At 71.2% G+C, this 26,756-nt stretch carries 2 protein-coding genes; both read right to left on the bottom strand.

Annotated elements, in window-relative coordinates:
• Nucleotides 1-27: 27 nt before the first annotated feature.
• A complete protein-coding gene (locus JWS13_RS25965; RefSeq protein ID WP_206008221.1) occupies nucleotides 28-1,044 on the bottom strand; it encodes an alpha/beta hydrolase in 1,017 nt (338 codons plus the stop codon).
• Nucleotides 1,041-26,717, bottom strand: coding sequence for a non-ribosomal peptide synthase/polyketide synthase (locus JWS13_RS25970; RefSeq protein ID WP_206008222.1), 25,677 nt, complete (start codon nucleotides 26,715-26,717; stop codon nucleotides 1,041-1,043). The genes JWS13_RS25965 and JWS13_RS25970 overlap by 4 nt, the downstream gene beginning before the upstream one ends.
• Nucleotides 26,718-26,756 lie beyond the last annotated feature (39 nt).

Raw genomic sequence — 26,756 nt, forward strand, 5'->3', positions numbered from 1 at the left:
GGCTCTTCCCAGCTGCTACTCGAAGACTCACAGGTCGAGGGCGCGGGCGAGGACGGGCCACGATTCGTGCAGGGAGTCCTGCCAGTACCCCCACGAATGTGTGCCGGTGTCCCGGAAGTCCACGGTCGCGGGGATGCCGAGGGTGTCGAGCCTTTCCACCAGTCGGTGGGTGCAGTAGTTCGTCGCCGCCTCGATGACACCGCCGATGACGATCTGATCCGGGAGCGGCGGCGCCCCGGCGGGACGGACGGCGTTCAGGGCTTCGTACGGTCCGGGCAGTCCGCTGGCGTTGGAGATGTACAGGTCGAGCCCGCGGAGTTTGTCCGCGTTGACGTAGGGGTCGTGCGCCGTCCAGGCCGGGTCGTCGGTGGGGCCCCACATGTTCTCGGTGTTGCCGCCGCCGACCACCTCGACGACGAGCCGGACCAGGTTCCGCCCGATCGGGTCGCTGGTCATCGCGCACCCGCTGTAGGACGCGACACCCCGGTACAGGCCCGGTGCCTGGACCGCGAGGTCGATCACCGAACCGGCCGACATGGACAGTCCGCCGATCGCGTTCACGCCGTTGGCGCCGAGCGCGGTGTCCAGCACCGGGGGCAGTTCCCGGGTGAGGAACGTCTGCCACTTGTTGCGTCCGAGGACGGGATCGTCGTTTCGCCAGTCGGTGTAGTAGCTGATGTAGCCGCCGACGGGGATCACGACGTTGGCGTTCTTGTCGTCGAAGAAGTCGACGATGTCGGTCTGCCGGATCCAGTTCGCGCCGTCCTCGCCGGCCCCGGCGCCGTTGAGCAGATACAGCGTGGGTCGGGCGACGCTGGTGTCGGCGGGGCGCAGCACCTGCAGTTCCACCACTTCGTCCATCGACGGCGAGTACACGAAGACGTTCCAGCGGCGGTCGTCGACCTTCTCGATCCGGTCGAGGCTGCCGGCGGACGCGCTCGGCGCCGCCACCGCACCGCCGTCGGCGGGCTCGGCCGTCGCCACCGGGCCGGGCAGGCCCAGGAATGCGGCGACGACAATGATGCCCGCGGTGAACAGTCTCATCGGTCGATCTCCATTCTCGAATCGTGGTGCGCGCCGTCGGTGAGGTAGTCGGCGAGCAGCGGGCCGATCACCCGGACCGCGGCAGGTTCGGTGATCTGCCAGTGCGTCGACTCCACGGGGTGGTTCGTGATCCGGCCGTTCACCCACGGGCGCCAGGTGCCGACGGCGCGCCGCAGCGTCGGATCGTCGTGCGCCGCAGTGAAGAACAGCACGTCCCCGTCGAACAGTCCGGGCCGGTAGTCGCGCATGAGGCCGCCGTTGTGGTGTGCGGCCGCGGTCAGCCGGTGCGTGTGCTCGGGGCTCAGGGCCGACAGCGCGGCCGCCGTGTCCTCGTCCTCGCCGACGACCGTCGCGCCACCGGTGTCCCGCGACTGCTGCGTTTCCGCGAAGCTGTCGAGCATCACCAGTGACCGCACCGTCTGCCCGGTCTCCTGCAGTTGCACCGCCATCGCGTGCGCGATGACACCGCCGATCGACCAGCCGGCCAGATCGTAGGGACCTTCGGGCTGGATCCGCCGCACCTCGGTGAGGTAGCGGGCGGCGAGTGCCTCGATCGAGTCGGGCAGCACCTCCCCCACCACGGCCGGGGTCTGGATGCCGAACACGGGCCGGTCTTCGTCGAGGTGCTCGGCGAATCCCGTGTAGCACCAGGACAGTCCGCTGATCGGGTGGATCCAGAACATCGGCGTGCCTGCACCGCCGCCGCGGATCGGGAACACCACGTCGAGCGCGGCGTCGCCGGTGTCGCCGTCCGCCGCGTCCATGCGTGCGGCGATCGCGGCCGGTGTCGGCTCGGTCATCAGCCACTGCAGCGGCACCGTCACGTCGCTGCTCGCCCGCAGCCGGCTCACCGCCCGCATCGCGGACAGTGATGTGCCGCCGAGGTCGAAGAAGTTGTCGTCGGCGCCGACCCGGTCGACCCCGAGGACCTCCGCGAAGACCGACGCGACCGTGCTCTCGTGACCCTCACCCGGGCGGCGGTATTCGGCGGCCCGGAACTCGGGGCGCGGCAACGCGTTCGCGTCGAGTTTCCCGGTGGGGGTGAGCGGGACGGAATCGATGCACACCACCGCCGACGGCACCATGTGCGTCGGCAGGAACTCGGACACGAAGGCGCGGACCCGTGCGGGATCCGGGGCGGATCCCGCGGTAGGAACCACGTACGACACGAGCACCGTGTCGCCGGACGGGCCGCGGCGACCGAGCGTGATCGCGTAGTCGACGTCGGGGTGTTCGAGGACGGCGGCGTCGATCTCACCGAGTTCGATGCGGTAGCCGCGGATCTTCACTTGGTGATCGGAGCGGCCGCTGTACTCGAGCTGTCCCGATGCGGTCCAGCGGACGACGTCGCCGGTGCGGTACATGCGGTCGCCGGGTGCGCCGTGGGGATTGGCGACGAAGCGTTCGGCGGTGAGGCCGTGCCGGGAGTGGTAGCCGCGGGCCAGTGCCGGTCCCGCGACGTACAGTTCGCCTGACACCCCCGCGGGGACGGGGCGCAGCCGCGCGTCGAGGACCATGACCTCGAAGCCGCGCACCGGGTGCCCGATGGTGATCGGCTGACCCGCGACGAGGTCTCCGACGGTGGAGATGTCGGTGGCCTCGGTGGGTCCGTACCCGTTGAGCATGGTGCGGCCGGGCTGCCAGCGGGCGACGAGTTCGGGCGTGCACGCCTCGCCGCCGACACCGAGGACGCGCAGTTCCTCCAGTCCGGTGGGGTCGATCGAGGACAGCATCGCCGGGGTGATCAGCGCGTGCGTGACGTGCTCGTCGCGGACGAAGGCGGCCAGTTCCTCCCCGCCGATCATGCTCGGCGGGGTGATCACGAGTGTTGCGGCGGCGGAGAGGGCGGACATCATCTCGCCGACCGCCATGTCGAAGCTGGGCGACGTGTTGTGCAGGAACCGGGTCGACGCGTCGACGCGGTAGTGCTCGCGGCGTTCGGTCGCCAGGTTCGCCAGCCCGCCGTGGGTGACGACGACGCCCTTGGGGCGGCCGGTGGAGCCGGACGTGTAGATCATGTACGCCGGGTTCCCGACCCGGACGGGCTGCCCGCGTTCCGCATCGGTCACCGGGGTGGCCGGGGCGGCCTCGAGTGCGTCCGCGAGTTCGTCGACCGCGAGCCAGGACACGCTGTCCGGCAGAGCTTCCCGCTCACCGGTCACGGTGATACCGATGTGGGCGCCGGAGTCGGACAGCATGTGGTCGATGCGGTCGGTCGGGTAGGTGGGATCGACGGGGAGGTACGCGGCGCCCGTCTTCGCGACCGCCCACACCGACAGCACCGATTCCGCTGACCGCGACAACGCCACGGCGACAAACGTTTCGGGCCCCACACCCTGCGCGAGCAGCAACCGGGCCAGCCGGTTCGACCAGGCGTCCGCCTCGCGGTACGTCCAGTCGCGGCCCCGCCAGGACAGCGCGACCCGGTCCGGGGCGGCGCTCACGGCGTCGTCGATGATCCCGGCGAGGGTGGCCGGCGGCGCGGCAGGCAGGCCCCGGACGGGTGCAAGGGCGGCGCGTTCGCCGGCGTCGAGGATCTCGATCCGGCCGATCGGTGCGGCGGGGTCGGCGACCAGCGCGGTGAGCACCGTCAGCAGCCGCGCGCGGAGCCCGGTCACGTACTGCGCGTCGAACACGTCGGATCGATACCGCAGCGTGAATCGCAGTCCGTCGTCGGCGAACACCGTGAGCGTCAACGGATAGTGGGTGGCTTCCTCGCCGGACACCCCGAGCACGGTCATGCCGTCGATGGACGTCACCTCGGCCAGCGCGGCGGTGTCCACGGGATACGACTCGAACACCGTCAGCGTGTCGAACAGCGCACCGCTGCCGGTGGTCTGCTGCACGTCGGACAGGCCGAGGTAGTGGTGATCGAGCAGGGTCGCCTGTTCCCGTTGCACGCGGATCAGCAGGCCGGCCGCCGACTCGTCCGGGTCGACCCGCACCCGCACGGGCAGGGTGTTGATGAACAGGCCGACCATCGACTCGACGCCCTCGAGTTCGGCGGGCCGACCCGACACGGTCGCCCCGAACACGACGTCGTCGCGGCCGAGCATGCGGGACAGCAGGATTCCCCACGCCGCCTGCACCAGCGTGTTGAGGGTGACCCCGAGTTCCGCTCCGAGCGCGGTGAGCTGCGCGGACAGTTCGGGTCCGGCGTCCGCGTCCACCGCCTCGACCGACGCGGTCCCCGGTAGCCCGGCACTGTCGGAGGCGACGAGCGTCGGCTGGTCGACACCGGTGAGAGCCTGGGCCCACACGTCCCGGGACGCGGCCCGGTCGCGCGACGCCAGCCAGGACAGGAACGCCCGGTACGACGGCACCCGCGGAAGCACGGACGCGTCGCCGCGCGTGGCGTACAGGACCAGCAGTTCCTTCAGCAGCAACGGCATGGACCAGCCGTCGACGAGGATGTGGTGCAGGGTGACGGCCAGGGCGTGACGGCCGTCGTCGCCGTCGATCAGCGTGAAGCGCAGCAGCGGGGGCGACGCGAGGTCGAACCGGCGTTCGCGGTCGGCGGCGAGCGCCTCCTCCCGTGCGGCCGCCCTGTCGGATGCGGCCAGCTCCCCGAGATCGAGCGTGCGCCAAGGAATCTCCACCTCGTCGAGCACCACCTGCACGAGATCGCCCGTGCTCGCGCCGACGAACGCGGTGCGCAGGTTCGCGTGCCGGTCGAGCAGTGCGGAGATCGCCGCCCGCATCCGGTCGGCGTCCACCACGCCGCCGAGTTCGAGCACCGTCTGCGTCGTGTACACGTCCACCGTGTCCTGCGCGAGCTGGGCGTGGAACGCGAGCCCGTGCTGCAACGGCGACAGCGACCAGATGTCGGACAGACCCGTGTACTGCTCCTCCCACAATTCGAGGTCGCGCTGCCCCACCAGGACGAGCGGCACATCGGACGGGGTCAGCCCGCCGGCCGTGCCGCTGTCCGCGTGCCCGGCGACGGCCGTGAGCGCGCTCGTCCACAGGTCTGCCAGCTCCCGGACGTCACCGTCCGACAGCAGTTCCCGCGGATACGAGAACGTCGCCGTCAGCCGGGATTCGCCGTCCACGCCGGTGACGATCGCGTTGACGTCGAGAACGGCGGCCGCCGGCATGTCGTCGTTGCCGGCGCCACGGAGGTCGTCGAAGTCGGTGGCCGGCGTCCAGCCCAGGTGCGCGAACTCCTCCGGAATGTCGGCCTCGGAGACCCGGCCCAGATAGTTGAAGCTGATCTGCGGGTCCGGAAGGTGCTGCAGCGCAGCGGCGGTCCCGGAATTGAGATGACGCAGCAGTCCGTAGCCCAGCCCGCGGCCGGGCACCGCGAGCAGGTTCTCCTTCACGGCCTTGATCGCGCGGGACGTGTCGGCGGTCCCCGCCAGGGCGGCGTCGACGTCGATCCCGTCGAGGTCGAGGCGGACCGGGTACACGCTGGTGAACCACCCGACCGTGCGGGAGAGGTCGGCGCCGGGCGCCGCCTGCTCCTCGCGTCCGTGACCCTCCAATTGCAGGAGCAGCGACGGCTCCTCGATCCCCCGGCGGCGCCGCCAGGCGCTCACGGCGAGAGCGAACGCCGCGATCAGCCCGTCGCCCACGCCGCCCCGGAAGGCCGCGGGAACGGACGTCACGAGCGACCGCGTCACCGACGCGTCGAGTTCGACGCGCACGTGGTCGACCGTCGCCAGGACGTCGACGGCGGGGTCGAGCGGCCGGGAGCCGAGCGTCGGGTCCGGTCCGTCCAGAATCCGTTGCCAGAGCGACAATTCCGCGATCCGGCCGGGCGTGTGCGCGTCCTCGGTCAGCGCGTGCGCCCACCGGCGCATCGACGTGCCGGCCGGCGGGAGCGTGGCGGCCGCCCCGGACGAGATCTGCGCCCACGCGGCGATCAGGTCCGGAATCAGGATGCGCCAGGACACGCCGTCGACGACGAGGTGATGGGCGGCAACGATCAGGCGACCGCTGCGTCCGGGTGCGCCCACCGGATCGAGCCACACGCACTGCAGCATGATGCCGGCGCGGGGGTCGAGGCGGTTCAGTGCCGAATCGAGTTCCCGCCGTGCGAGTTCGGTGGGATCGGTTCGTGGATCCCACGCGATCCGGTGCACGAGCGCGGCGACGTCGACGGCGCCTGCCTGTGCCACCTCCAGTGTGTCGCCGACGAAACGGGCACGCAGCATGTCGTGATGATCGACCACGGCCGACAGGGTCGCGAGCAGACCCGCGCGATCGATGCCCACCGGCAACTCCAGCGCCACCGACTGCGAGTAGCGGTCGAGGGTGCCGCCGCGTTCGGTGACCAGACGCATCACCGGGGTGAGCGGCAGCGAGCCGACACCGCCACCCGGAAGTTCCTCGAGCACGACGGGTTCGGTGCCGGTGGCCCGGGCCGCGACCTGCGCGAGCCCGGCAACGGTCTTGTGCTCGAACACGTCCCGGGGTGAGATCACCAGACCGTGGGCCTTCGCCCGCGATGCCAGCTGGATCGACGCGATGCTGTCGCCGCCGAGGCCGAAGAACGAATCGTCCACGCCGACCGTCTCGGCGCCGAGGAGTTCGGCGAACACGGCCGCCAGGACCTTCTCGGTGTCGGTGACCGGTGCACGGAAACGTGCGGTCGCGGTGACGAACACGGGTTCGGGCAGTGCCGCCCGGTCGAGCTTCCCGTTCACCGTCACCGGCAGCGCCTCGATCACCACGTAGGCGTCCGGGATCATCGGCGCAGGCAGGGCGTCCTCCAGGTGGCGCCGGACCGTGTCCGTGTCGACTGCGTGCCCGGGGGCGGGCACGAGATAGGCGGCGAGGCGCTGACCCGACGGGGTGTCGTGGACGACGACGGCCGCCTGACCCACCGTGTCGTGCCGGGACGCCGCGGACTCGATCTCCCCCAATTCGATCCGGTTACCGCGGATCTTCACCTGGCTGTCGCCGCGACCGAAGTATTCGAGCCCGTGCGTTCCCGTCCACCGGACGACGTCGCCGGTGCGGTACATGCGGTCGCCGGGTGCGCCGTGGGGGTTGGCGACGAAGCGTTCGGCGGTAAGGCCGTGCCGGGAGTGGTAGCCGCGGGCCAGTGCCGGTCCCGCGACGTACAGTTCGCCGGAAACCCCCGCGGGGACGGGGCGCAGCCGGGTGTCCAGGACCATCACGTCGAAGCCGCGCACCGGGTGCCCGATCGTGACGGGTGAACCGTCCTCGAGATCTGCGACGGTGGAGATGTCGGTGGCCTCGGTGGGCCCGTACCCGTTGAGCATGGTGCGTCCGGGCTGCCAGCGGGAGACGAGTTCGGGGGTGCACGCCTCGCCGCCGACACCGAGCACCCGCAACCGCGGGTGACCGCCGGGATCCATCGTGGCGAGCACGGCCGGGGTGATCAGCGCATGCGTGACCTGCTGACGGTCCAGGAGCGCGGACAGGTCGTCGCCGCCCACGACCTCGGTCGGGGTGATCACCAGCGTGGCCGCGGCGCTCAGTGCCGACACCATCTCGCCGACGGCCATGTCGAAGCTCGGCGACGCCTTGTGCAGGAACCGGGACGTCGCATCGATGCGGTAGTGCTCGCGACGCTCGGCGGCGAGGTTCGCGAGGCCGCCGTGCGTGACCACGACGCCCTTGGGCAGACCCGTCGAGCCGGACGTGTAGATCATGTACGCCGGATTCTCCACGCGGATCGGACGGACCCGGTCGGCGTCGGTGATCGGGTCGGGGCTCGCGGACGCGTGCCGGGCGGAGACGTCGTCGGCGTCGAGTGCCAGCCAGACGACGGTGCCGGGCAACGCGGCCCGCTCACCGGACAGCGTGACACCGAGGGCGGCGCCCGAGTCGGTGAGGATGTGCGCGATCCGCTCCGCCGGATACGTCGGGTCCACCGGCACGTATGCGGCACCGGTCTTGGCGACCGCCCACACGGCCAGCACCGATTCGAGCGAACGCGGAAGCGCCAGGGCCACGAACGTTTCCGGGCCCACGCCGTGGTCGAGCAACACCCGGGCCAGCCGGGTGGACCACTCGTCCGCCTCCCGGTACGTGTACTCCCGGTCGTTCCAGGACAGCGCGGACGCGTCCGGGTCGATGCGGACGACGGCGTCGATCAGACCGGCGAGCGTGAGGGGGGCCGCCGAGGGCAGGCCCCGCACGCGGGCCGTCGCCCACTCGTCCGGCTCGAGAAGGTCGATGTCGCCGACGATCGCGCCCGGGTCGGACACCACGGCCTCGAGAACGCGGACGAACCGCCGGGTGAAGTCCACCGCGGTCCCGCGGTCGAAGAGGTCGGTGGCGAAGCGCAACGCACCCGACAACTCCTCCGCCGAACCGCCCTCGGACAGGGTCAGCGCGAGGTCGAACTGGGCGGTGTCGACCTCGAACGGGACGGGTTCGACGGTGACGCCGGGCAATTCGAAGCGGGTGACACCGCGATGCTCGAACGACAGCGCCACCTGGAACAGCGGTGTGTGCGCCTGTGTGCGGACCGGGGCGAGGACGTCGACGAGCCGCTCGAACGGAATGTCCGCATGACCGTACGCGCCGAGGTCGGTGTCGCGCACCCGCGCCAGGAGTTCGGTGAAACTCTCGTCCGCCGCGACGTGGGTACGCAGGACCAGGGTGTTGACGAACATCCCGACCAGGTCGTCGAGGTGCTGTTCGCCGCGGCCACCGACCGGGGTGCCGACGGCGATGTCGGACGTCGCGGACAGCCGCGACAGCACGACGGTCAGCGCCGCGTGCAGCACCATGAACACGGAGGCACCGTGATCGCGGGCCGTCTGCTCGAGTGCGGCGGCGGTGGCCGCAGGCACGTCGAAGGGCACGGTGTCGCCGCGCTGCGAAGGCACCGCCGGGCGCGGCCGATCGGTCGGCAGTTCCAGCAGGTCCGGCACACCGGACAGCGTGTCGGTCCAGTACCGGATCTGCTGTGCCGAGAGGGATCCCGGGTCGCCCTCGGAGCCGAGTGCCGCATGCTGCCAGATCGCGAAATCGGCGTACTGCATCGGCAACGGCGCCCAATCCGGGGCCCGGCCCGCGCTCCGGGCGGCGTAGGCGACCATCACATCGCGGGCGAGCGGGCCCATCGATACGGCGTCGCCGCTGATGTGGTGCACGACGATGACGAGTACGTACTCCTCGACGGCGGTCCGCAGAAGCCGTCCGCGGATGGGGATCCCGGCGGTCACGTCGAAACCGCCGTGCAGGGTGTCCCGCACCTCGCCCGGAAGGGCGTCGGCGGTGACGTCGACCGGGGTGAGATCGAGGTCGACCCGGCCGGCGGGCAGGATCACCTGCACCGGGCCGTCACCGTGGTCGGGGAAGACGGTGCGCAGCGACTCGTGGCGTTCCAGCACGTCGTGCACGGCGGTGTGTAGTGCCGCGACGTTCAGGGTTCCCGTCAGCCGGATCGCGAGCGGAAGATTGTAGGCGGCCGACTCCGGGTCGAATCGGTTGAGGAACCACATCCGGTTCTGCGCCGGCGACAACGGGATTCGCTCGGGACGCGCGGCGGCCACGAGTGCCGCCCGGCCACCCGTCCCGGCGAGCGTCTCGACGCGTGCGGCGAGTGCTTCGACGGTGGGGGTTTCGAAGAGTTCACGGACGGGGATGCGGGTGTCGAGGGCGCGGCCGAGGCGGGCGGCGACCTGGGTGGCGATGAGGGAGTTGCCGCCGAGGGCGAAGAAGTCGTCGTCGAGTCCGACGGTGTCGACGCCGAGGACGTCGGCGAAGGTGTGGGCGACGGCGGCCTCGGTGGGGGTGGCCGGTGCCCGGAAGGTGCGGGTTTCGAAGATGGGTGCGGGCAGGGCTTTTCGGTCGAGTTTGCCGGAGGTGCCGAGCGGGAAGCTGCCGAGGACCGTGATGGTTTCGGGGAGCATGTAGGTGGGCAGAGTCTGGGCGAGGTGGGCGCGCAGGTTCTGGGTGTCGGGGTCGGCGCCGGTGGTGGCGACGAGGTAGGCGACGAGGTGGTCGCCGGTGGCGGTGGGGACGACGAGGACCGCGGCCTGGGAGACCAGCGGGTGGGTGAGGAGGGCGGTTTCGATCTCGCCGAGTTCGATGCGTTGGCCGCGGAATTTGACTTGGAAGTCGGTGCGGCCGATGTAGTCGAGTTCGCCGGTGGCGGTCCAGCGGACCAGGTCGCCGGTGCGGTACATGCGTTCGCCGGGTGCGCCGTGGGGGTCGGCGACGAAGCGGTCGGCGGTGAGGTCGACGCGGCCGTGGTAACCGCGGGCCAGTTGAGACCCGGCGAGGTAGAGCTCACCGGGGACGCCGGTGGGCACGGGGTGCAGGCGCGAATCGAGGACGTAGACGCGGCTGTTCCATTCGGGGGTGCCGATGGTGACGGTGCCGTCGTGCGGGGTGTCGGTGACGTCGGCGTAGGTGATGGAGACGGCGGCTTCGGTGGGGCCGTAGAGGTTGTGGATGCGGGCGGCGGAGACGCGGGTGACGTCGTGGACGGTGGCGGCGGGGAGCGCCTCACCGATGACGAACACGTGCCGCAGGGATTCGATCTGCCGTGGATCCACCGAGTCCGCGAACACGGACAGCATCGACGGAACGAAGTCGGTTGCGGTGACCGAGTACTCGTCGATCAGCGCGGCGAGGTATTGCGGGTCCCGATGCCCGTCCGGGGTCGCGACGACCAGCGTCGCTCCGGCGGCCAGGGGCAGGAAGTATCCCCACAGCGACACGTCGAACGTGGTCGCGGTCTTCTGCAGGTACACGTCGCCGGTGCGGAGCGGATACTCGGACGCCATCCACGCGATCTGATTCACGATCGCCCGGTGGGTGACCGTGACGCCCTTCGGCTTTCCGGTGGAGCCGGACGTGAAGATCACGTACGCCACGTCGTCCGGGTGCAGCGGTGCCCGCAGTTCCGAACCCGACAGCGGTGCAGCGGACACGGCGTCGAGATCGAGCGTGTCGAGGCAGATGAGCGTCCGCTCGCTCGCACAGGCGTCCTGGGTGGTGGTCAGGACGCAGGTCGGGTCGGCGGCGTCGAGGATGTAGCCGATGCGGTCGGCGGGGTGGTCGGGGTCCACGGGCACGTAGCCGCCGCCGGCGGTGAGGACGGCATACATGCCCACGACGAGGTCGAGGGAGCGGCGCATGGCCAGGGCCACCAGCGATTCCGGCCCCACCCCTTCGGCGATCAGCGCCCGCGCCACCTGGTTGACCCGGGCCGCGAACTCCCCGTAGGTCAGCGACTGGCCCTCGAACACGACCGCCGGTGCGTCCGGGGCCCGGCGAACCTGATCGGCGAAGGCGTCGAGCAGGTGGGCGTCGGGCAGCGGATGGGTTGTGCGGTTGCGATTGTCGACCAACTCGGCGTAGTCCGCCGAATCGAGCAACACCACGTCACCGGCCGCGGTGGACGGGTCGGCGGCGACGGCCCGCAGGACGCGGGTGAACTGTTCGGCGAACGTGGCGACGGTCGATCTGTCGAACAGATCGGTGGAGTAGGTGAAGGACGCGAGGATTCCGCCCTCGGCCTGTTCGGTGAGCGTCAGGTGCAGATCGAACTCGGCCGTCCGCATCTCGGCCGGGACCGCGGAGACCTCGAGCCCCGGCAGGTCGAACGTGGCGGGGGCGAGGTTGTGGAACGACAGGGCCGCCTGGAACAGCGGGTGCCTGCCCTGGGAGCGAACCGGATCGAGTACTTCCACCAGGCGCTCGAACGGCACGTCGGCGTGCGAGAACGCGCCGAGGTCGGCTTCGCGGGTGTGCTCCACCAGTTCGCCGAACGTGGTCGCGGGGTCGATCCGGGTCCGCAGCACCAGGGTGTTGACGAACATTCCGACCAGGTCGTCGAGGGCCTGCTCACCGCGGCCGGCGACGGGAGTCCCGACCGCGATGTCCGCCGTGTTCGACAACCGGCCGAGGAACAGCGCGTACGCGGCGTGCACGGTCATGAACAGGGTGGCGTCCCAAGCGGCCGCGAGTTCGCGCAGCAACCCGTGGGTGCCGGCGTCGACGGCGAACTTCAGTTCACTGCCGCGGTGCGACTGCCGCCGCGGACGCGGACGGTCGGTGGGCAGGGTGAGTTCGTCGGGCAGATCCGCGAGAGTGCTTGTCCAGTAGTCGGTCTGGCGTGCGACGAGCGACGCGGGGTCGTGCTCGTCGCCGAGCAGTTCGTGGTGCCAGAGGCTGTAGTCGGCGTACTGGACCGGCAGCGGCGACCACGCCGGCGCGAGGTGTTGCGCCCGCGCCGTGTACGCGAGCATCACGTCGCGGGCGAGCGGCGCGAGCGAGAAACCGTCGGCGGCGATGTGATGGACCACGACGACGAGCAGGTGCTCGTCCTCGGAGACCGCGAACAGTCTTGCGCGCAGCGGTGCGTCCACGGTGAGGTCGAATCCGGTGGTCGCGAACTCCAGGGCCCGCTGCAGTGCCTCGTCCTCGTTCACGGCGAGGACGGTCAGGTCCGGGGTCGCCGATTCGGTGGGAAGCAGCACCTGGTGCGGCCCGGTGGGGGTGTCGGGGTAGATCGTGCGCAGCGCCTCGTGCCGTGCGAGAACGTCGCCGAGCGCGGCCCGCAGGGCCGCGACGTCGAGCGTCCCCGCCAGACGGAGGGCGAGCGGCAGGTTGTCGACGGCGGACGCCGGGTCGAAACGGTTGAGGAACCACACCCGCGCCTGCGCCGGGGACAGCGGAATCCGGTCCGGTCTCGGACGCACCGCGAGGACCGGACGATCGGACGTGCCCGCGGTGTCCACGGCGGCGGCCAGCGCCGCGACGGTGGGTGCGTCGAACAGGGACCGCACCGACAGGGACGTGCCGGTGGCCGCGCGGAGGCGGGCGATCACCTGGGTGGCGGACAGGGAGTTGCCGCCGATCTCGAAGAAGCTGTCGTCGGCGCCCACCCGCTCGACGTCGAGGATCTCCGTGAACACCCGCGCGACCAGCAGTTCGGACGCGGTCGACGGCGCCCGGAACTCCGTCCGCGCCGCGAACGTCGGGGCGGGCAGCGCCGGGCGGTCGATCTTGCCGGCCGGGGTGAGCGGAATGGCGTCGAGCACGGTGACGGTGGCGGGCACGAGCGCGCGCGGCAGGACCTCGGCCGCTGCCGCCAGGATGTCGGAGACGTCGAGGCCGGTGCCCGGCGCGGGCACGACGTAGCCGACGAGTTGATCGCCGAGCCGCGGATGGTGGTGGACGGACGCCGCCGCGGCGACCACGTCGCGATGCCGGGTCAGCGCCGCCTCGACCTCGCCGAGTTCGAGGCGCAGGCCCCGCAGTTTGACCTGCGCGTCGGCGCGGCCCACATACGTGAGCTGCCCGTCGGTGCGCAGCCGCACCAGGTCCCCGGTCCGGTACATCCGGGACCCCGGGGATCCGAAGGGGTTGGCGACGAACCGGTCCGAGGTCAGGCCGAACCGGGCATGGTATCCACGGGCCAGACCGGGCCCCGACAGATACAGCTCACCTGTGACACCCCGCGGCACCGGCCGCAGCCGGGCGTCGAGGACGAGTGCCTGCGCGCCGTCCAGCGGGCGGCCGATGGTGATGTCGGCACCCGGGGTGAGGGGTTCACCGATGGTGACGACGATGGTGGTCTCGGTGGGGCCGTAGCTGTTGAAGAACCTGCGCCCCGGGGCGAACTGCTCGACCAGTTGCGGCGGGCACACCTCGCCCCCGACGACGACGGTGCGCAGGTCGTCGAGCCCACTGGCGTCGACGGTACTCAGCGCCGCGGGGGCGGTGAGCACGTGGGTGACACGCTGGTCGCGGAGCAGGGCGGTGAGATCTTCGCCGCCGACCACGGTCGGCGGTGCGATCACGAGGGTGGCCCCGGCGCTGAACGCCTGGATCATCTCGAAGACGGAGGCGTCGAAACTCGCCGACGACAACCGGAGCACACGGGACTGCGCCGTGGTGCCCAGTTCCGGGCGCGCCTCCGCCGTGAACGCGCTCAGCCCCGTGTGGGTGACCGTGACGCCCTTCGGTGTTCCGGTGGAGCCGGACGTGTAGATCAGGTACGCGGGATGCGACAGGCGCAGCGGTGCCGTGCGGTCGCGGTCGGTGACCGGTGCCGCCGAGGCGTCCGCGACGAGTTCGGCGTCGTCCAGCAACAGCCATTCGGTAGCACCGGGCAGCGTCGTCGCCGTGACGGTGTCGGTCAGCCCCAGGGTCGCACCCGAGTCGGACAGCATGTGCTCGATGCGTTCGCGCGGGTAGCCCGGATCGACGGGCACGAACGCGGCGCCCGTCTTGGCGACGGCCCATGCGGCGAGAGCCGCCCGTGCCGTCCGCGGAAGTGCCAGCGCGACAGCCGTTTCCGGTCCGATGCCGTGGGCGATGAGTACGCGGGCCAGCCGGTTCGACTGCGCGTCGAGGTCCGCGTAGGAGGTTTCGCCCTCCTCGGAGACCAGTGCGATCCCGCCGAGTTCGGCTCCGCGGGCGAAGATCTCCGGCAACGCCCGCTCGACCACGGCCGACGGTTCGGGTCGGGCAACCAGTGCGGCGCGTTCGGTCGTGTCCAGCACGTCCAGATCGCCGACCGCGCGCGTCGGTTCGGTGATCGCCTCCCGCAGGATCCGCTCGAAGCGGACGGAGAGGGAGTCGATCGTGCCGCGGTCGAAGAGATCGGTGGCGTAGATCCACGACGCCGCCATTCCCGTGCCGTCGGGACGGAGGGTCAACTGCAGGTCGAACTTCGCGGGCACCACGCCGAGATCCATTGCGGATACCGACAACCCGGGCAGCGCGAGCTGATCCACGGTCTGGTCCTCGAGCGACAACGCCACCTGGAAGATCGGCGAATACGCCTGCGAGCGAGCCGGCTGCAACAGGTCGATCAACCGCTCGAACGGCAGATCAGCGTTGCCGTACGCCGCCAGGTCGGTTTCCCGGACGTGCCCCAGGACGTCCGCGAACGACGCCGCCGGGTCGATGCGGGTTCGCAGGGCGAGTGTTCCGACGAACATGCCCACCAGGTCGTCGAGGGCCTGCTCACCGCGGCCGGCGACGGGAGTGCCGATCACCACGTCCGTGGTGGCGGCGAGGCGTCCGAGGAGGGTGGCGAGGGCCGCGTGCAGCACCATGAACAGGGTGGCGCCGTGACCGCGCCCGAAGGCGGTGGCCTGCTCGACGAGTGCGGTGTCGAGGTGGAACGTCGCGACGTCTCCGCGCAGCGACGCCACGGCCGGCCGTCGCCGGTCGGTCGGAAGGTCGAGCAACTCCGGCGCGCCGCGCAACTGCCGATGCCAGTAGGCGGTCTGGCGTGCGGCGACACTCGTGTTGTCGGATTCGTCGCCGAGAAGCCGCCGCTGCCACACGCTGTAGTCGCCGTACTGGACGGCGAGCGGTGACCAATCCGGTTCCCGCTGCCCGGCGCGGGCGGTGTACGCCAGCATCAGGTCGCGGGCGAGCGGCCCCATCGATGCGCCGTCCGCGCTGATGTGGTGCACGACGACGGCGAGGACGTGCTCGTCCGCCGACAGCTGGAAGACCCGGCTGCGCACCGGGACCGCAGTCGTCACGTCGAACCCGGTCGACAGCTCGGCGGTCAGCAGCGCGAACAACTGGTCCTCGTCGTCCACGCGGTGCGGCTCGAGGTCCACCATGAGGTCACCGAGCGGCACGATCCGCTGGTACGGGCCGTCGGCGGAGTCGGGGTACACGGTCCGCAGCGCCTCGTGGCGTTCCAGGACGTCGCGCAGTGCCGCTGCGAGCGCCGTGGTGTCGAGGGTTCCGGACAGCCGCAGCACGAGCGGGATGTTGTACGCCACCGACTCGGGGTCGTAGCGGTTGAGGATCCACATCCGGGACTGCGCCGCGGACAGCGGAATGCGTTCCGGCCGTGCGATGTCTGCCAGCGTCGGACGGTCCCCGCGCTCGGCGGCGTCGATCACCGCGGCGAGGGCCGCGACGCGGGGTGCCTCGAAGATCGTCCGCACGGCCAGCGACGTGCCCGCCGACTCGTTGATCCGGCCGATCACCCGGGTGGCGCTCAGCGAGTTGCCGCCGAGGTCGAAGAAGTCGTCGTCCGCTCCCACCGCGCCGGCGCCGAGCACGTCGGTGTAGGCGGCCGCGACCAGCCGTTCGGCGTCGGTGCGCGGGTCCAGGTATTCGCGGGCCGCGAAGACGGGTTCGGGCAGGGCTCTGCGGTCGACCTTGCCGGCCGGGGTGAGCGGAATCCGGTCGAGCACCATCACGGTGGACGGCACCATGTAGCCGGGCAGGAGGCGCGCCGCGTGCGCGGTCACGTCGGCCGGGTCGACGGCGGTTCCGCCCGCGGGCAGCACGTAGGCCACCAGGGCGGTCTGGTCGTCGCGCACGGTCACCGCTGCCGTGACGGCGAACTCGACACTCGGGTGCGCCGCGAGGGCGGCGTCGATCTCGCCGAGTTCGATGCGGAAACCGCGGATCTTCACCTGGAAGTCGGCGCGGCCGAGGTACTCCAATTCACCGGTGGGGGTGTACCGCACCAGATCGCCGGTGCGGTACAGGCGTCCGGGGGCGTACGGGCTGGCGACGAACCGCTCGGCGGTGAGCGCGGGACGGTCGTGGTAGCCGCGGGCCAGTGCGGGCCCGGCCAGATACAGCTCGCCCACGACGCCGTCGGGGACGGGATGCAGTCGCGAATCCAACACCAGGGCACTGGTTCCGCGGATCGGGGCGCCGATCCGCACCGGCTCGCCGGCGGTCATCGGCCCCGAGAGGGTGGCCATGATCGTCGACTCGGTGGGTCCGTACGCGTTGAACATCCGGCGGCCGTGAGCCCACTTCTCGACCAGTGCCGCATCGCAGGCGTCGCCGCCCACCACCACGGTGCCAAGCTCCGGCAGCGTGCGCGGGTCGAGGGTGGCGAGCGCGGCGGGGGTGACGAACAGGTGGGTCACCCGCCCGTCGCGGATCCGGGAGGCGAGGTCCGCCCCGCCGTACACCCCGGCGGGCACGACGACGAGCGCCGCGCCGGCGGCGAACGCCATCAGCAGTTCGAGGATGGACGCGTCGAAGCTGGGCGACGCGAAATGCAGCGTCCGGCTGCGCTTGTCGAGCGCGTACCGTTCCACCTGCTCGGTGGCGAAGGCGTCGAGTCCGGCGTGGGTGACGGTGACGCCCTTGGGGATTCCCGTCGAGCCCGACGTGTAGATGAGGTAGGCGGGGTGTTCGGCGCGCAGCGGCACGGTCCGGTCGGCGTCGGTGATCGGATCGGCCGACACCTCCGCACCCAGTTCCGGGTCGTCGAAGTGCAGCCAGTCGGTGGTCCCCGGCAGGGTCCTTGCGGACCGGGAGTCCGTCAGGCCGAGCACCGCGCCGGAATCGGTCAGCATGTGCTCGATGCGATCCGCGGGATAGCCCGGATCGACGGGCACGAACGCGGCGCCGGTCTTGGCCACCGCCCACACCGCGGTCACGGACAGTGCGGAGCGCGGCAGCGCCACCGCGACCACCGTTTCCGGCCCGGCTCCCCGCGCGACGAGAACCCGGGCGAGCCGGTTCGAGCGGGCATCCAGTTCGGCGTAGGACAGTTCCCCGTCTTCCGTGATCAGCGCCGTGCCGCCGGACGCAGCTCTGTCGGCGAGAATCTCTGGGAGCGTGCGACTTCCGGCGTACCGCAGGTCGGTGCGTGCGGCGAGGACGTCGCGTTCGGCGTCGTCGAGCAGCGCGAAGTCACCGACGGCGAGGGTCGGATCCGAGGCCGCGGCGGCGAGGATCCGGACCAGCCTGCGTCCGAACGCCTGCACGGTCGTCCGGTCGAACAGGTCGGTGGCGAACGTCCACCGGCCCTGGGCGCCGGACCCGTCGGGGTTCTCCGTCACCGACAGTTGCAGGTCGAACTTGGCGACGGCCTCGTCGAGTGGGAGGGTCGCGACGGTCAGTCCGGGGAGGTCGATGCGGGGCGGTGCGACGTCGTCGATCGACAGGACCACCTGGAACAGCGGGTGATGGGCGGTCGAGCGGGCCGGGTTCGCGATCTCGACCAGACGCTCGAACGGGATGTCGGCGTGCGCGTAGGCGGCGAGGTCGGTGTCGCGGGTCTGCTCGACGAGCGAGCGGAACGTGCGCGCCGCGTCGACCTCGGTGCGCAGCACCAGGGTGTTGACGAACATGCCGACCACGTCGTCGAGGGCGGCCTCCCCGCGCCCGCTCACCGGGGTGCCGATGGCGACGTCGGTGCTGCCGGACAGCCGGGCGAGCAACACCGACAGGGCGGTGTGCAGCACCATGAACGGGGTCGCGCGCATGGATCGGGCGAGTGCCGTGATCGCGCTGTACGTTTCGGCGTCGAGGGCGAAATCGACTGTGCCGCCGCGATGCGACGCGACCTGCGGCCGGGGACGGTCGGTGGGCAGTTCGAGGCGTTCCGGCAGTCCGGCGAGGGTCCGTGTCCAGTAGTCGATCTGCCGGGCGGCGGGCGATCCGGCGTCGCCCTCGTCGCCCAGGACACGGAGCTTCCACAGCGCGTAATCGGCGTACTGCACGGGCAGCGGCGGCACTGCGGGTGCCGCGCCCGCCGCGCGGGCGACGTACGCGGACATGACGTCCCGGGCCAGCGGTCCCATCGACCAGCCGTCAGCGCTGATGTGGTGGGTCACCAGAACCAGCACGTGCTCGTCCGGTGTGACGCGGAGCAGGACCACGCGCAGCGGGACGGTCGCCGTCACGTCGAAGCCGCGGGTCACGAGGTCTTCGACGGCGGCAGGCAGTTCCTGATCCGTGGTGGGGACGGGCGAGAGGTCGACGGGGGTCGCGCCGAGCACCACCTGGTGGGGTCCGTCGGCGGAGTCGGGGTAGACGGTCCGCAGGACCTCGTGGCGCGCGATTACGTCGCCGACGGCCGCGGTGAGTGCGTCCACGTCCAGTTCGCCGGTGAGTCGCAGCGCGGCGGCGATGTTGTAGGCGCCGGACGTCGTGTCGAAACGGTTGAGGAACCACATCCGGTATTGCGCCGGAGACAACGGCAACCGCGCCGGGCGGTCGCCGGCGACGAGGGCGGGGTGGGCCTGGTCTGCGGGGTCGGCTGTCGACACCGTCGCGAGCGCGCGGACGGTGGGGGCGTCGAACAATTCGCGCACACCGAGAGCGGAGCCGAGGTCGGCGTTGATCCGGGCAACGGCCCGGGTCGCGGTCAGCGAGTTGCCGCCGAGGTCGAAGTAGTTGTCGGTGGCGCCGACCTCCGGGACGCCGAGGACGTCGGCGAAGATCCGGGCGACGGCGATCTCCTCGGCGGTCGCGGGCTGCTCGAACGCGCCGGTCGCGAGCGCGGGTTCGGGCAGCGCCCTGCGGTCGAGTTTGCCGTTGGGTCCCAGCGGCAGCGCGTCGAGCAGGACGACCGCCGACGGCACCATGTACGACGGCAACTCGGCGGCCGCGTGCGCGGACAGTATTTCGGGGTCCGCGGCGCTTCCGGTTCGGAGAGCGACGTAACCGACGAGACGTTCGGCAGAACCGTCCCCGCGTACCAGGACAGTCGCCCCCGTCACGTCGGGGTGGCTCAGGAGGACGGCTTCGATCTCGCCGAGTTCGAGACGCTGTCCGCGCAGCTTCACCTGGAAGTCGGTGCGGCCCAAATAGTCCAGCTCTCCGCCGTCGGTCCAGCGCACCAGGTCGCCGGTCCGGTAGAGGCGTGCGCCGTCGGCCGAGAACGGATCGGCTACGAACCGGTCGGACGTCAGGTCGGGGCGTCCCACGTACCCGCGGGCCAGTTGGGCGCCGGCCAGATACAGCTCGCCGGGTACACCGACGGGCACCGGGCGGAGACGGGAGTCGAGGACGTACACGCGGGTGTTCCACACGGGCGCACCGATCGGCACCGGACCGGTCGCTGTCGGATCGGTGCGGTGGAACGTCACGTCCACCGCGGCCTCGGTCGGTCCGTACAGGTTGTGCAGCGCGGCGCCGAATTGCCGGTAAAAGCGCGCGACGGTGGTCCGCGGCAGCGCTTCACCACTGGCGAAGACCTGCCGCACGGTGGTGCAGTCCGTGGTGTCGGCGTGCTCGAGGAACACGTCGAGCATGGAGGGGACGAAGTGCAGCGTCGTGACGCGTTCGTCGCGGATCAGCCGGGACAGGTAGTGCGGGTCCCGGTGCCCGTCGTGTTCGGCGATCACCATTCGCGCGCCGGTCATCAACGGCCAGAAAAGTTCCCACACGGACACGTCGAACGTGGCCGGGGTCTTGTGGAGCGTCACGTCCCGCGCGTCGAGGGGGTAACTGTCCTGCATCCACAGCAGACGGTTGACGATCGCGGCGTGCGACACCGCCACGCCCTTGGGGCGTCCCGTCGACCCGGACGTGTAGATCACGTAGGCGGGGTGATCGGCGTGCAGCGGGGCGAGACGCTCGGCATCGGACACCGTCGTCCCGGCGACGGCGGAGAGGTCGAGTAGGTCCACCCGCACCGTACGCAGGCCGTCGGGGACGATCCCGGCGTCGGGCGCGGTGGTGAGTACCAGCGTGGGTCGGGCGCTGTCGAGTACGTGGGCGATGCGCGCCTGCGGATGCCCGGGGTCGACGGGCAGGTAGGCCCCACCCGCCCGGACGACGGCGTGGAGGGCGACGAGTTGGTCGAGCGACCGGCGCAGCGTAACCGCGACGATGGATTCGGGACCCACTCCCTGCGAGATCAGATGGCGGGCCAGGGTGTTCGTCCTGGTGTCGAAGTCGGTGTACGACAACGTCTCCTGCCCGAACGTCACCGCCGCCGACTCGGGTGTGCGGAGCGCGGCGCCGTGGAGAAGATCGACGAGGGTGACGTCGTCGATCGGGTGACCGGTCGCGTTCCACTCCCGCAGGGTGAGAGCGCGTTCGGCGTCCCCGAGCAGATCGACGGCACCGACCGGGGTGTGCGTCCGGGTCATCGCAGTCAGCACTCGCGCGAACCGCTCCGAGATGCGCCGGGCGTCGTCTTCGGCGAACGTATCGCCCGAATACTCCAGCGTGAGATGCAGATCCGGTTCGAGCACCGTGACGAGTGCCAAGGGGTAGTGCGTGGCGTCGGTGACGTCGATACCACGGATCCGCAGTCCGTCGATGTCGGTGTCCGGGTCGAGTGCCGCGCGGTCGACAGGGTACGACTCGAACACGGTGAGCGTGTCGAACACACTGCCCGGGCCTGCGACCGCCTGGATCTCCGTGAGACCGACGTGGTGCCGGTCGAGTAGACGCACCTGCTCGTCCTGCAGTCGGCGCAGGAGCGAAGCCACGGGTTCGTTCGGATCGAGGCGCAGCCGGACGGGAACGGTGTTGATGAACAGTCCCAGCGTCTCCTCGACCCCGGGGAGATCGGCTGGGCGGCCGGACACGGTGGCACCGAACACGACGTCGCTGCGGGAGAGCAAGCCGCTCAGCAGTATTCCCCACGCAGCCTGGATCACCGTGTTCACGGTGACGCCCTGCTCGCGGGCGATCCGGGTGAGCTGCCCGGACAGCTCCGCCGTGACGGGGACGGCGAAGTCCCGGGGCGCCGAACCCTGGCTCGTTTGCTGCGGGGCGAGGATCGTCGGTTCGGTGGCCCCGTCGAGGGCGGCCGCCCACGCCGCCAGCGCACCGGCACGGTCCTGTTCGGCGAGCCACGCCAGGTACCGGCGGTAGGGGCGTGCCGGTGCGGCGATCGGCGCGTCCGACGCGTACAGCAGCAGGAAGTCCTTGACGAACAGCGGCATCGACCAGCCGTCGAACAGGATGTGGTGATTGGTGATCACCACGGTGGTGCGGTCACCCGAGTGTGCGAGCACGAACCGCAGGAGCGGCGGCGCCGACATGTCGAACCGCGTCGCGCGCTCGGCGGCGACGAGTTCGTCCAGTCCGCCGGACCCCCGCACGTGGATCTCCCGCCACGGCACGGTCACCGAGTCGAGGACCAACTGTGCGGGGACGCCGTCGGGGTCGTAGACGAACGCGGTCCGCAGCGGCGCGTGCCGGTCCAGCAGGCGCTGCGCCGCGCGGTGCAACCGGCCAGCGTCGACGTCGCCGCCGAGATCCAGCAGGATCTGCGCCGTGTACACGTCCGCCGCGCCGGCGGACAGGCCGGCGTGGAACAGCAGACCCGTCTGCAGCGGCGACAGCGACCAGATGTCGCCCAGCGGTCCGTAGCTGTTCTCCCACAGCTCGATCCGATTCTGATCGACGGAGACCAGTGGAACGTCGGACGGGGTCAGTCCGGCAGGCCCCGAGTCCCGCACGTGGGAGGCCAGGGCCTCGAGCGCCGTCCGCCACAGGTCCGCCAAGCGCGCGACCTCGGGCGCGGTCAGGACCCCGGCGGGGAAGTCGAACGTGGCGGACAGCCGGCCGTCGTCACCGACGGACGCGTTGATGTCGAGGACGAACGCGGTCGACAGGTCTGCGCCGCTGCCGGTGTTGAGGTCGATCCCGGTGGTCACGGGAATCCAGCCGTTCTCGCGCACGGCCTCGGGGAGGTCACCGGCGCCGACCCGGCCCAGGTAGTTGAAGCTGATGGGGGGCGCCGGCAGGGCGCCGAGGATCTCCGCGCTGTCGTCGTGCAGGTGGCGCAGCAGTCCGAAACCGGTACCGTTCCCGGGGATACGGCGCAGCTGTTCCTTGATCGTCTTCATCGCGCGCCCGGCCGCGGCGCCGCCCGCGAGCGCTTCCGCGACGTCCAGCGAGTCCAGCGCGATCCGGGCCGGGTAGGCGGTGGTGAACCAGCCGACGGTGCGCGACAGGTCGGCGCCGGGGACGAGGGCCTCGTCGCGGCCGTGGCCTTCGAGGGACAGCAGCAGCGTGCGGTCGCCGTCCCACGCGGCGAACGCGAGACCGAGTGCCGTCACCAGGCCGTCGGTCACGTTCCCGCGGAACGCGGTCGGCAGAGTCGTGAGGAGCGCGGTGGTGGTGTCGGGTTCGACCTCGGTGGACACCCGGCTGGTGGTCGCGCCCGTGTCGACGGCGGGATCGAGCGGGCGGGAACCGAGTGCCGGAACCGGGCCGTCGAGGAGGGACCGCCAGGCGTCGAGTTCGTCCGTCACCGAGTCGGTTCCGGCCGTCTCGGCGAGTGCGTGCGCCCAGCGGCGGGCCGACGTCGCGACCGGCGGAAGTTCGGGTGCGCTACCCGCGGCCACCTGCGCCCAGGCGGTGGCGAAGTCGGGCACGAGGATCCGCCACGACACTCCGTCGACCACCAGGTGATGGGCCACCACCACGAGCACGCCCGAGGCGCCGACGGGGTCGACCCACACCAGTTGCAGCATCGCCGCGGCGGCGGTGTCGAGACGGCCCACCGCGGCCCGGCATTCGGTGTCGAGCACGGCGTCGAAGTGTTCGGTGCCGGGCGCGTATTCGGTACGTACGTATGTGACGACACGCTCGGCGTCCACGGTTCCCGCGGGCTCGACCACCAGCTCCCGGCCGTCGACGGGAAGGTGGGAGCGCAACGCGTCGTGATGGTCGAGAATCGCGGCGACCGTCCGGTGCAGCCGAGGCAGGTCGAGGTCGGCGGGCGCCGTCAGCGTCACGGCCTGATAGAAGGCGTCGAGGTTGCTGCGGTTCCCGCGGCTGCGGCCGAGGACGTCGCGGCCGATCGGTGTGAGCGGCGCGGCGCCCACTCCCCCGCCGAGCAACTCCGGCAGTCGCGACTTCTGCGCGGCAGCGAGGTCGACCGCGACCTCGGCCAGCCCGGCAACAGTCTTGCGTTCGAACACATCCCGCGGGGTGAACACCACCCCGGCGGCCTTCGCCCGGGACACCAGCTGGATCGCGACGATGCTGTCGCCGCCGAGCGCGAAGAAGGAGTCGTCGACGCCCACTGCGTCGACGTGCAGCACCTCGGCCACCGCGTCCGCGACGATCTGCTCGATCGGCGTGGACGGCGCGCGGAACGGCACGGCGGTGGTGCCGAATTCGGGGGCGGGCAGGGCGCTGCGATCCACCTTGCCTGCGGGTGTCAGCGGAATCGTGTCGAGTGGCACGGTCAGCGACGGCACCATGTGCGCCGGAAGGAATTTACCGGCGAACGCGGCGAGCACGGCGGGGTCGAACCGGTGATCCGGGCGGATCCGGACGTACGACACCAGCACCGGCGTGCCGCCGTCGCGTTCGTGCACGGCGGACACGGCGAAGTCCACCGACTCGTGCGCCGACAGCACCGCGTCGATCTCGCCGAGTTCGATCCGCAACCCGTGCAGTTGCACCTGGAAGTCGCTGCGCCCCACGTATTCGAGGACGGGACTGTCGCTGCGGCTCCACTGCACGAGGTCGCCGGTGCGGTACAGGCGGTCGCCCGTGGCAGCGGGGAACGGGTCGGCCACGAAACGCGACGCCGTCAGACCGGATCGGTCGTGATATCCCTCGGCGAGACCGGGGCCGCCGAGATACAGCTCTCCCGTCACTCCGCGCGGCACCGGCCGTAGCCAACGGTCGAGAACGAGTGCGCGGGCGCCCTGCATCGGACGGCCGATGGTGATGGCCGCGGGGTCGGTCTGCGGATCCGTCATGGTGATGACGATCGTCGACTCGGTGGGGCCGTAGCTGTTGTAGAGGCGACAGCGGGCGCCGAAACGCTCGACGAGATCCGGTGGGCACACGTCGCCGCCGACGATCACGGCCTCGAGCGAGTCGAGGCCGGTGGCGTCCACCGTCCCCAATACTGCGGGCGCGCTGATGATGTGGGTGACCCGCTGCGAGCGCAGCAACGCCGCGAGATCGTCGCCGCCGTACATGTCGGCAGGCGCGATGACCATCGCCGCGCCCGCGCTGAATGCCTGCACCATCTCGAACACGGACGCGTCGAAACTCGACGAGGAGAAGCGCAGCACCCGCGAGCGTTGCGTCACACCGAATTCGGGCCGGGCCGACGCGGCGAACGTGGCCAGTCCGGTGTGCGTGACCACCACACCCTTCGGCGTGCCCGTGGAGCCGGACGTGTAGATCATGTACGCCGGATGCTGCGGCATCAGCTTTGCCGGACGGTCGGCGTCCGTCACCGGCGCGACCGACATCTCCGCGCAGGCCGACGTGAGTGCGGGGTCGTCGAGGGCGAGCCAGTCGATGTCGGTTCCCGGAAGCACGTCGCGGTGCAAGGTTGCGGTGAGCCCCAGGGTCACCCCGGAATCGGACAGCATGTGCGCGATGCGTTCGGCCGGGTAGGCCGGGTCGACGGGGACGAAGGCGGCGCCCGACTTCGCCGCGGCCCACACCGCCACCACGGAGTCGACGGACCGGGTGAACGACACCGCCACGAAGTCGCCCGGGCCCACCCCGCGGTCCAGCAGCAGACGTGCGAGCGCGGTGCTGCGCTCGTCGAGTTCGCGGTAACCGATCGTGGTGCCGTCGAGGATCAGCGCCGTGCCGTCCGGGTTTGCGCGGACCCCCGCCTCGAACAGGTCGGCCAGCAGCGCCGGGGCGGGTGCCTGCGGGCCGGTCGCGGGCACGAGCTGCGTGTGCTCGTCCGCGGTCAGCACGTCGAGATCGGCGACCTTGGTGTCCGGGTCCGCGTCGGCGAACCGGGCCAGGAGGTCGAGGAAACGGGCGTGGTGCCCGGCGAGCTCCCCGTCCCCGTACAGGGCCGGGTTCGCCTCGAAATCGATGCGCGACGAACTCCCCGCCACACTCGGGTAGAGGTTCACGGAGAGGTCCTCGACGGGCCCGGTCGACAGCACGTGGAACTGTCCGGTGAGTTCGCCGAGGGTGATCTCGGAGTGGAAGTTCATGATGTTGATGGCGGGACCGAAGAAGCCCCGCTGATCCCGGGCGGCGCCGGCGTCGCGCCGGATGTCCTCGCTCCGGTACCGCTGGTGCCGCAGGGCACCCGTGAGTTCGAGCTGGACGGCGGAGACCAGCGCGGCGACCGTCGTGTCCGGGGTGATGGACACCCGCAGCGGCACCACGTTGGACACCATGCCGCCCGACCGGCGCAGCACGGCGTTCGTGCGGGCCGACACGGGCAGGCTGAGGACGACGTCGTCGGAACCGGTCATCCGGGCGACGAACGCGGCGGTCGCGGCCACCGCGACGGCGGCGAAGGCGGAATCGAGACGTTCGACGGCGCCGTCCACCGCCCGGGCGATGCCGGTGGGCACCGGCCCGCCGTGCCACCGCGACCGGGCCTGCGCCGGGGCAGTGCGGCCCGCGAGGCCGACCGGGGCGGGAAGGTCCCGGGAGCGGGTGGCCCAGTAGTCGCGGTCGGAGCGGAACCGGGATGAACCGCGGTACATGTCCTCGGCGGCCGAGACGTCCCGGAGGTCGCCCGCCACCGACACCGCGGGTTCCACGCCCCGGACCTCGGCCGTGTACAACTCGGCGGCGCGGTTCATGAACTTCATCGCGCCGTACCCGTCGAGTGCGATGTGGTGGATGCGGCAGTACCAGAGGTGGTGGTTCTCGCCGATCTGCAGCGTCGCGCCCCGGATCAGCCGGTCCGCGAGCAGGTCGAGCGGCGCGGTGTAGTCGGCGCGCATCCAGCGCAGGGCGGCGGCGTGCGGGTCCGGTTCGCTCCGGAAGTCGTGATGCTCCACCCGGTCGTCGAGGGTGAAATCGACCGTCTGGAGCGGTTCGCCGTCGACCTCGACGATGCGGAGCATGCCGCTGCCGATCTCGCGGGCAGCGGCCTGACCGGCACGTCGCAGGGCATCGACGTCCAGTTCGCCCTCGATGTCGACGTACTGCGCGATCGTGATCGGCACGTCGCCCATCAGGTGCTGGGCGAACCAGATCCCGCGCTGAGCGGCGGTCAGTGCGAAGGGGCGTGCAGCGTCGTCGCTGGCACTGGTCTCGGTGCGGGCGGGGCTACCAGCCGCGAATTCTGCCGGTTCCAAGGGTCGTTCTCTTATCTGCTGGGAGCAGCGGGTGACGAC

The sequence above is a fragment of the Rhodococcus pseudokoreensis genome, from assembly GCF_017068395.1.
Lineage (GTDB): Bacteria > Actinomycetota > Actinomycetes > Mycobacteriales > Mycobacteriaceae > Rhodococcus_F > Rhodococcus_F pseudokoreensis.

What these genes read in the sequence shown, in the direction of transcription:
- JWS13_RS25965 (WP_206008221.1), bottom strand. Translation starts at nt 1,044, where the DNA reads ATGAGACTGTTCACCGCGGGCATCATTGTCGTCGCCGCATTCCTGGGC.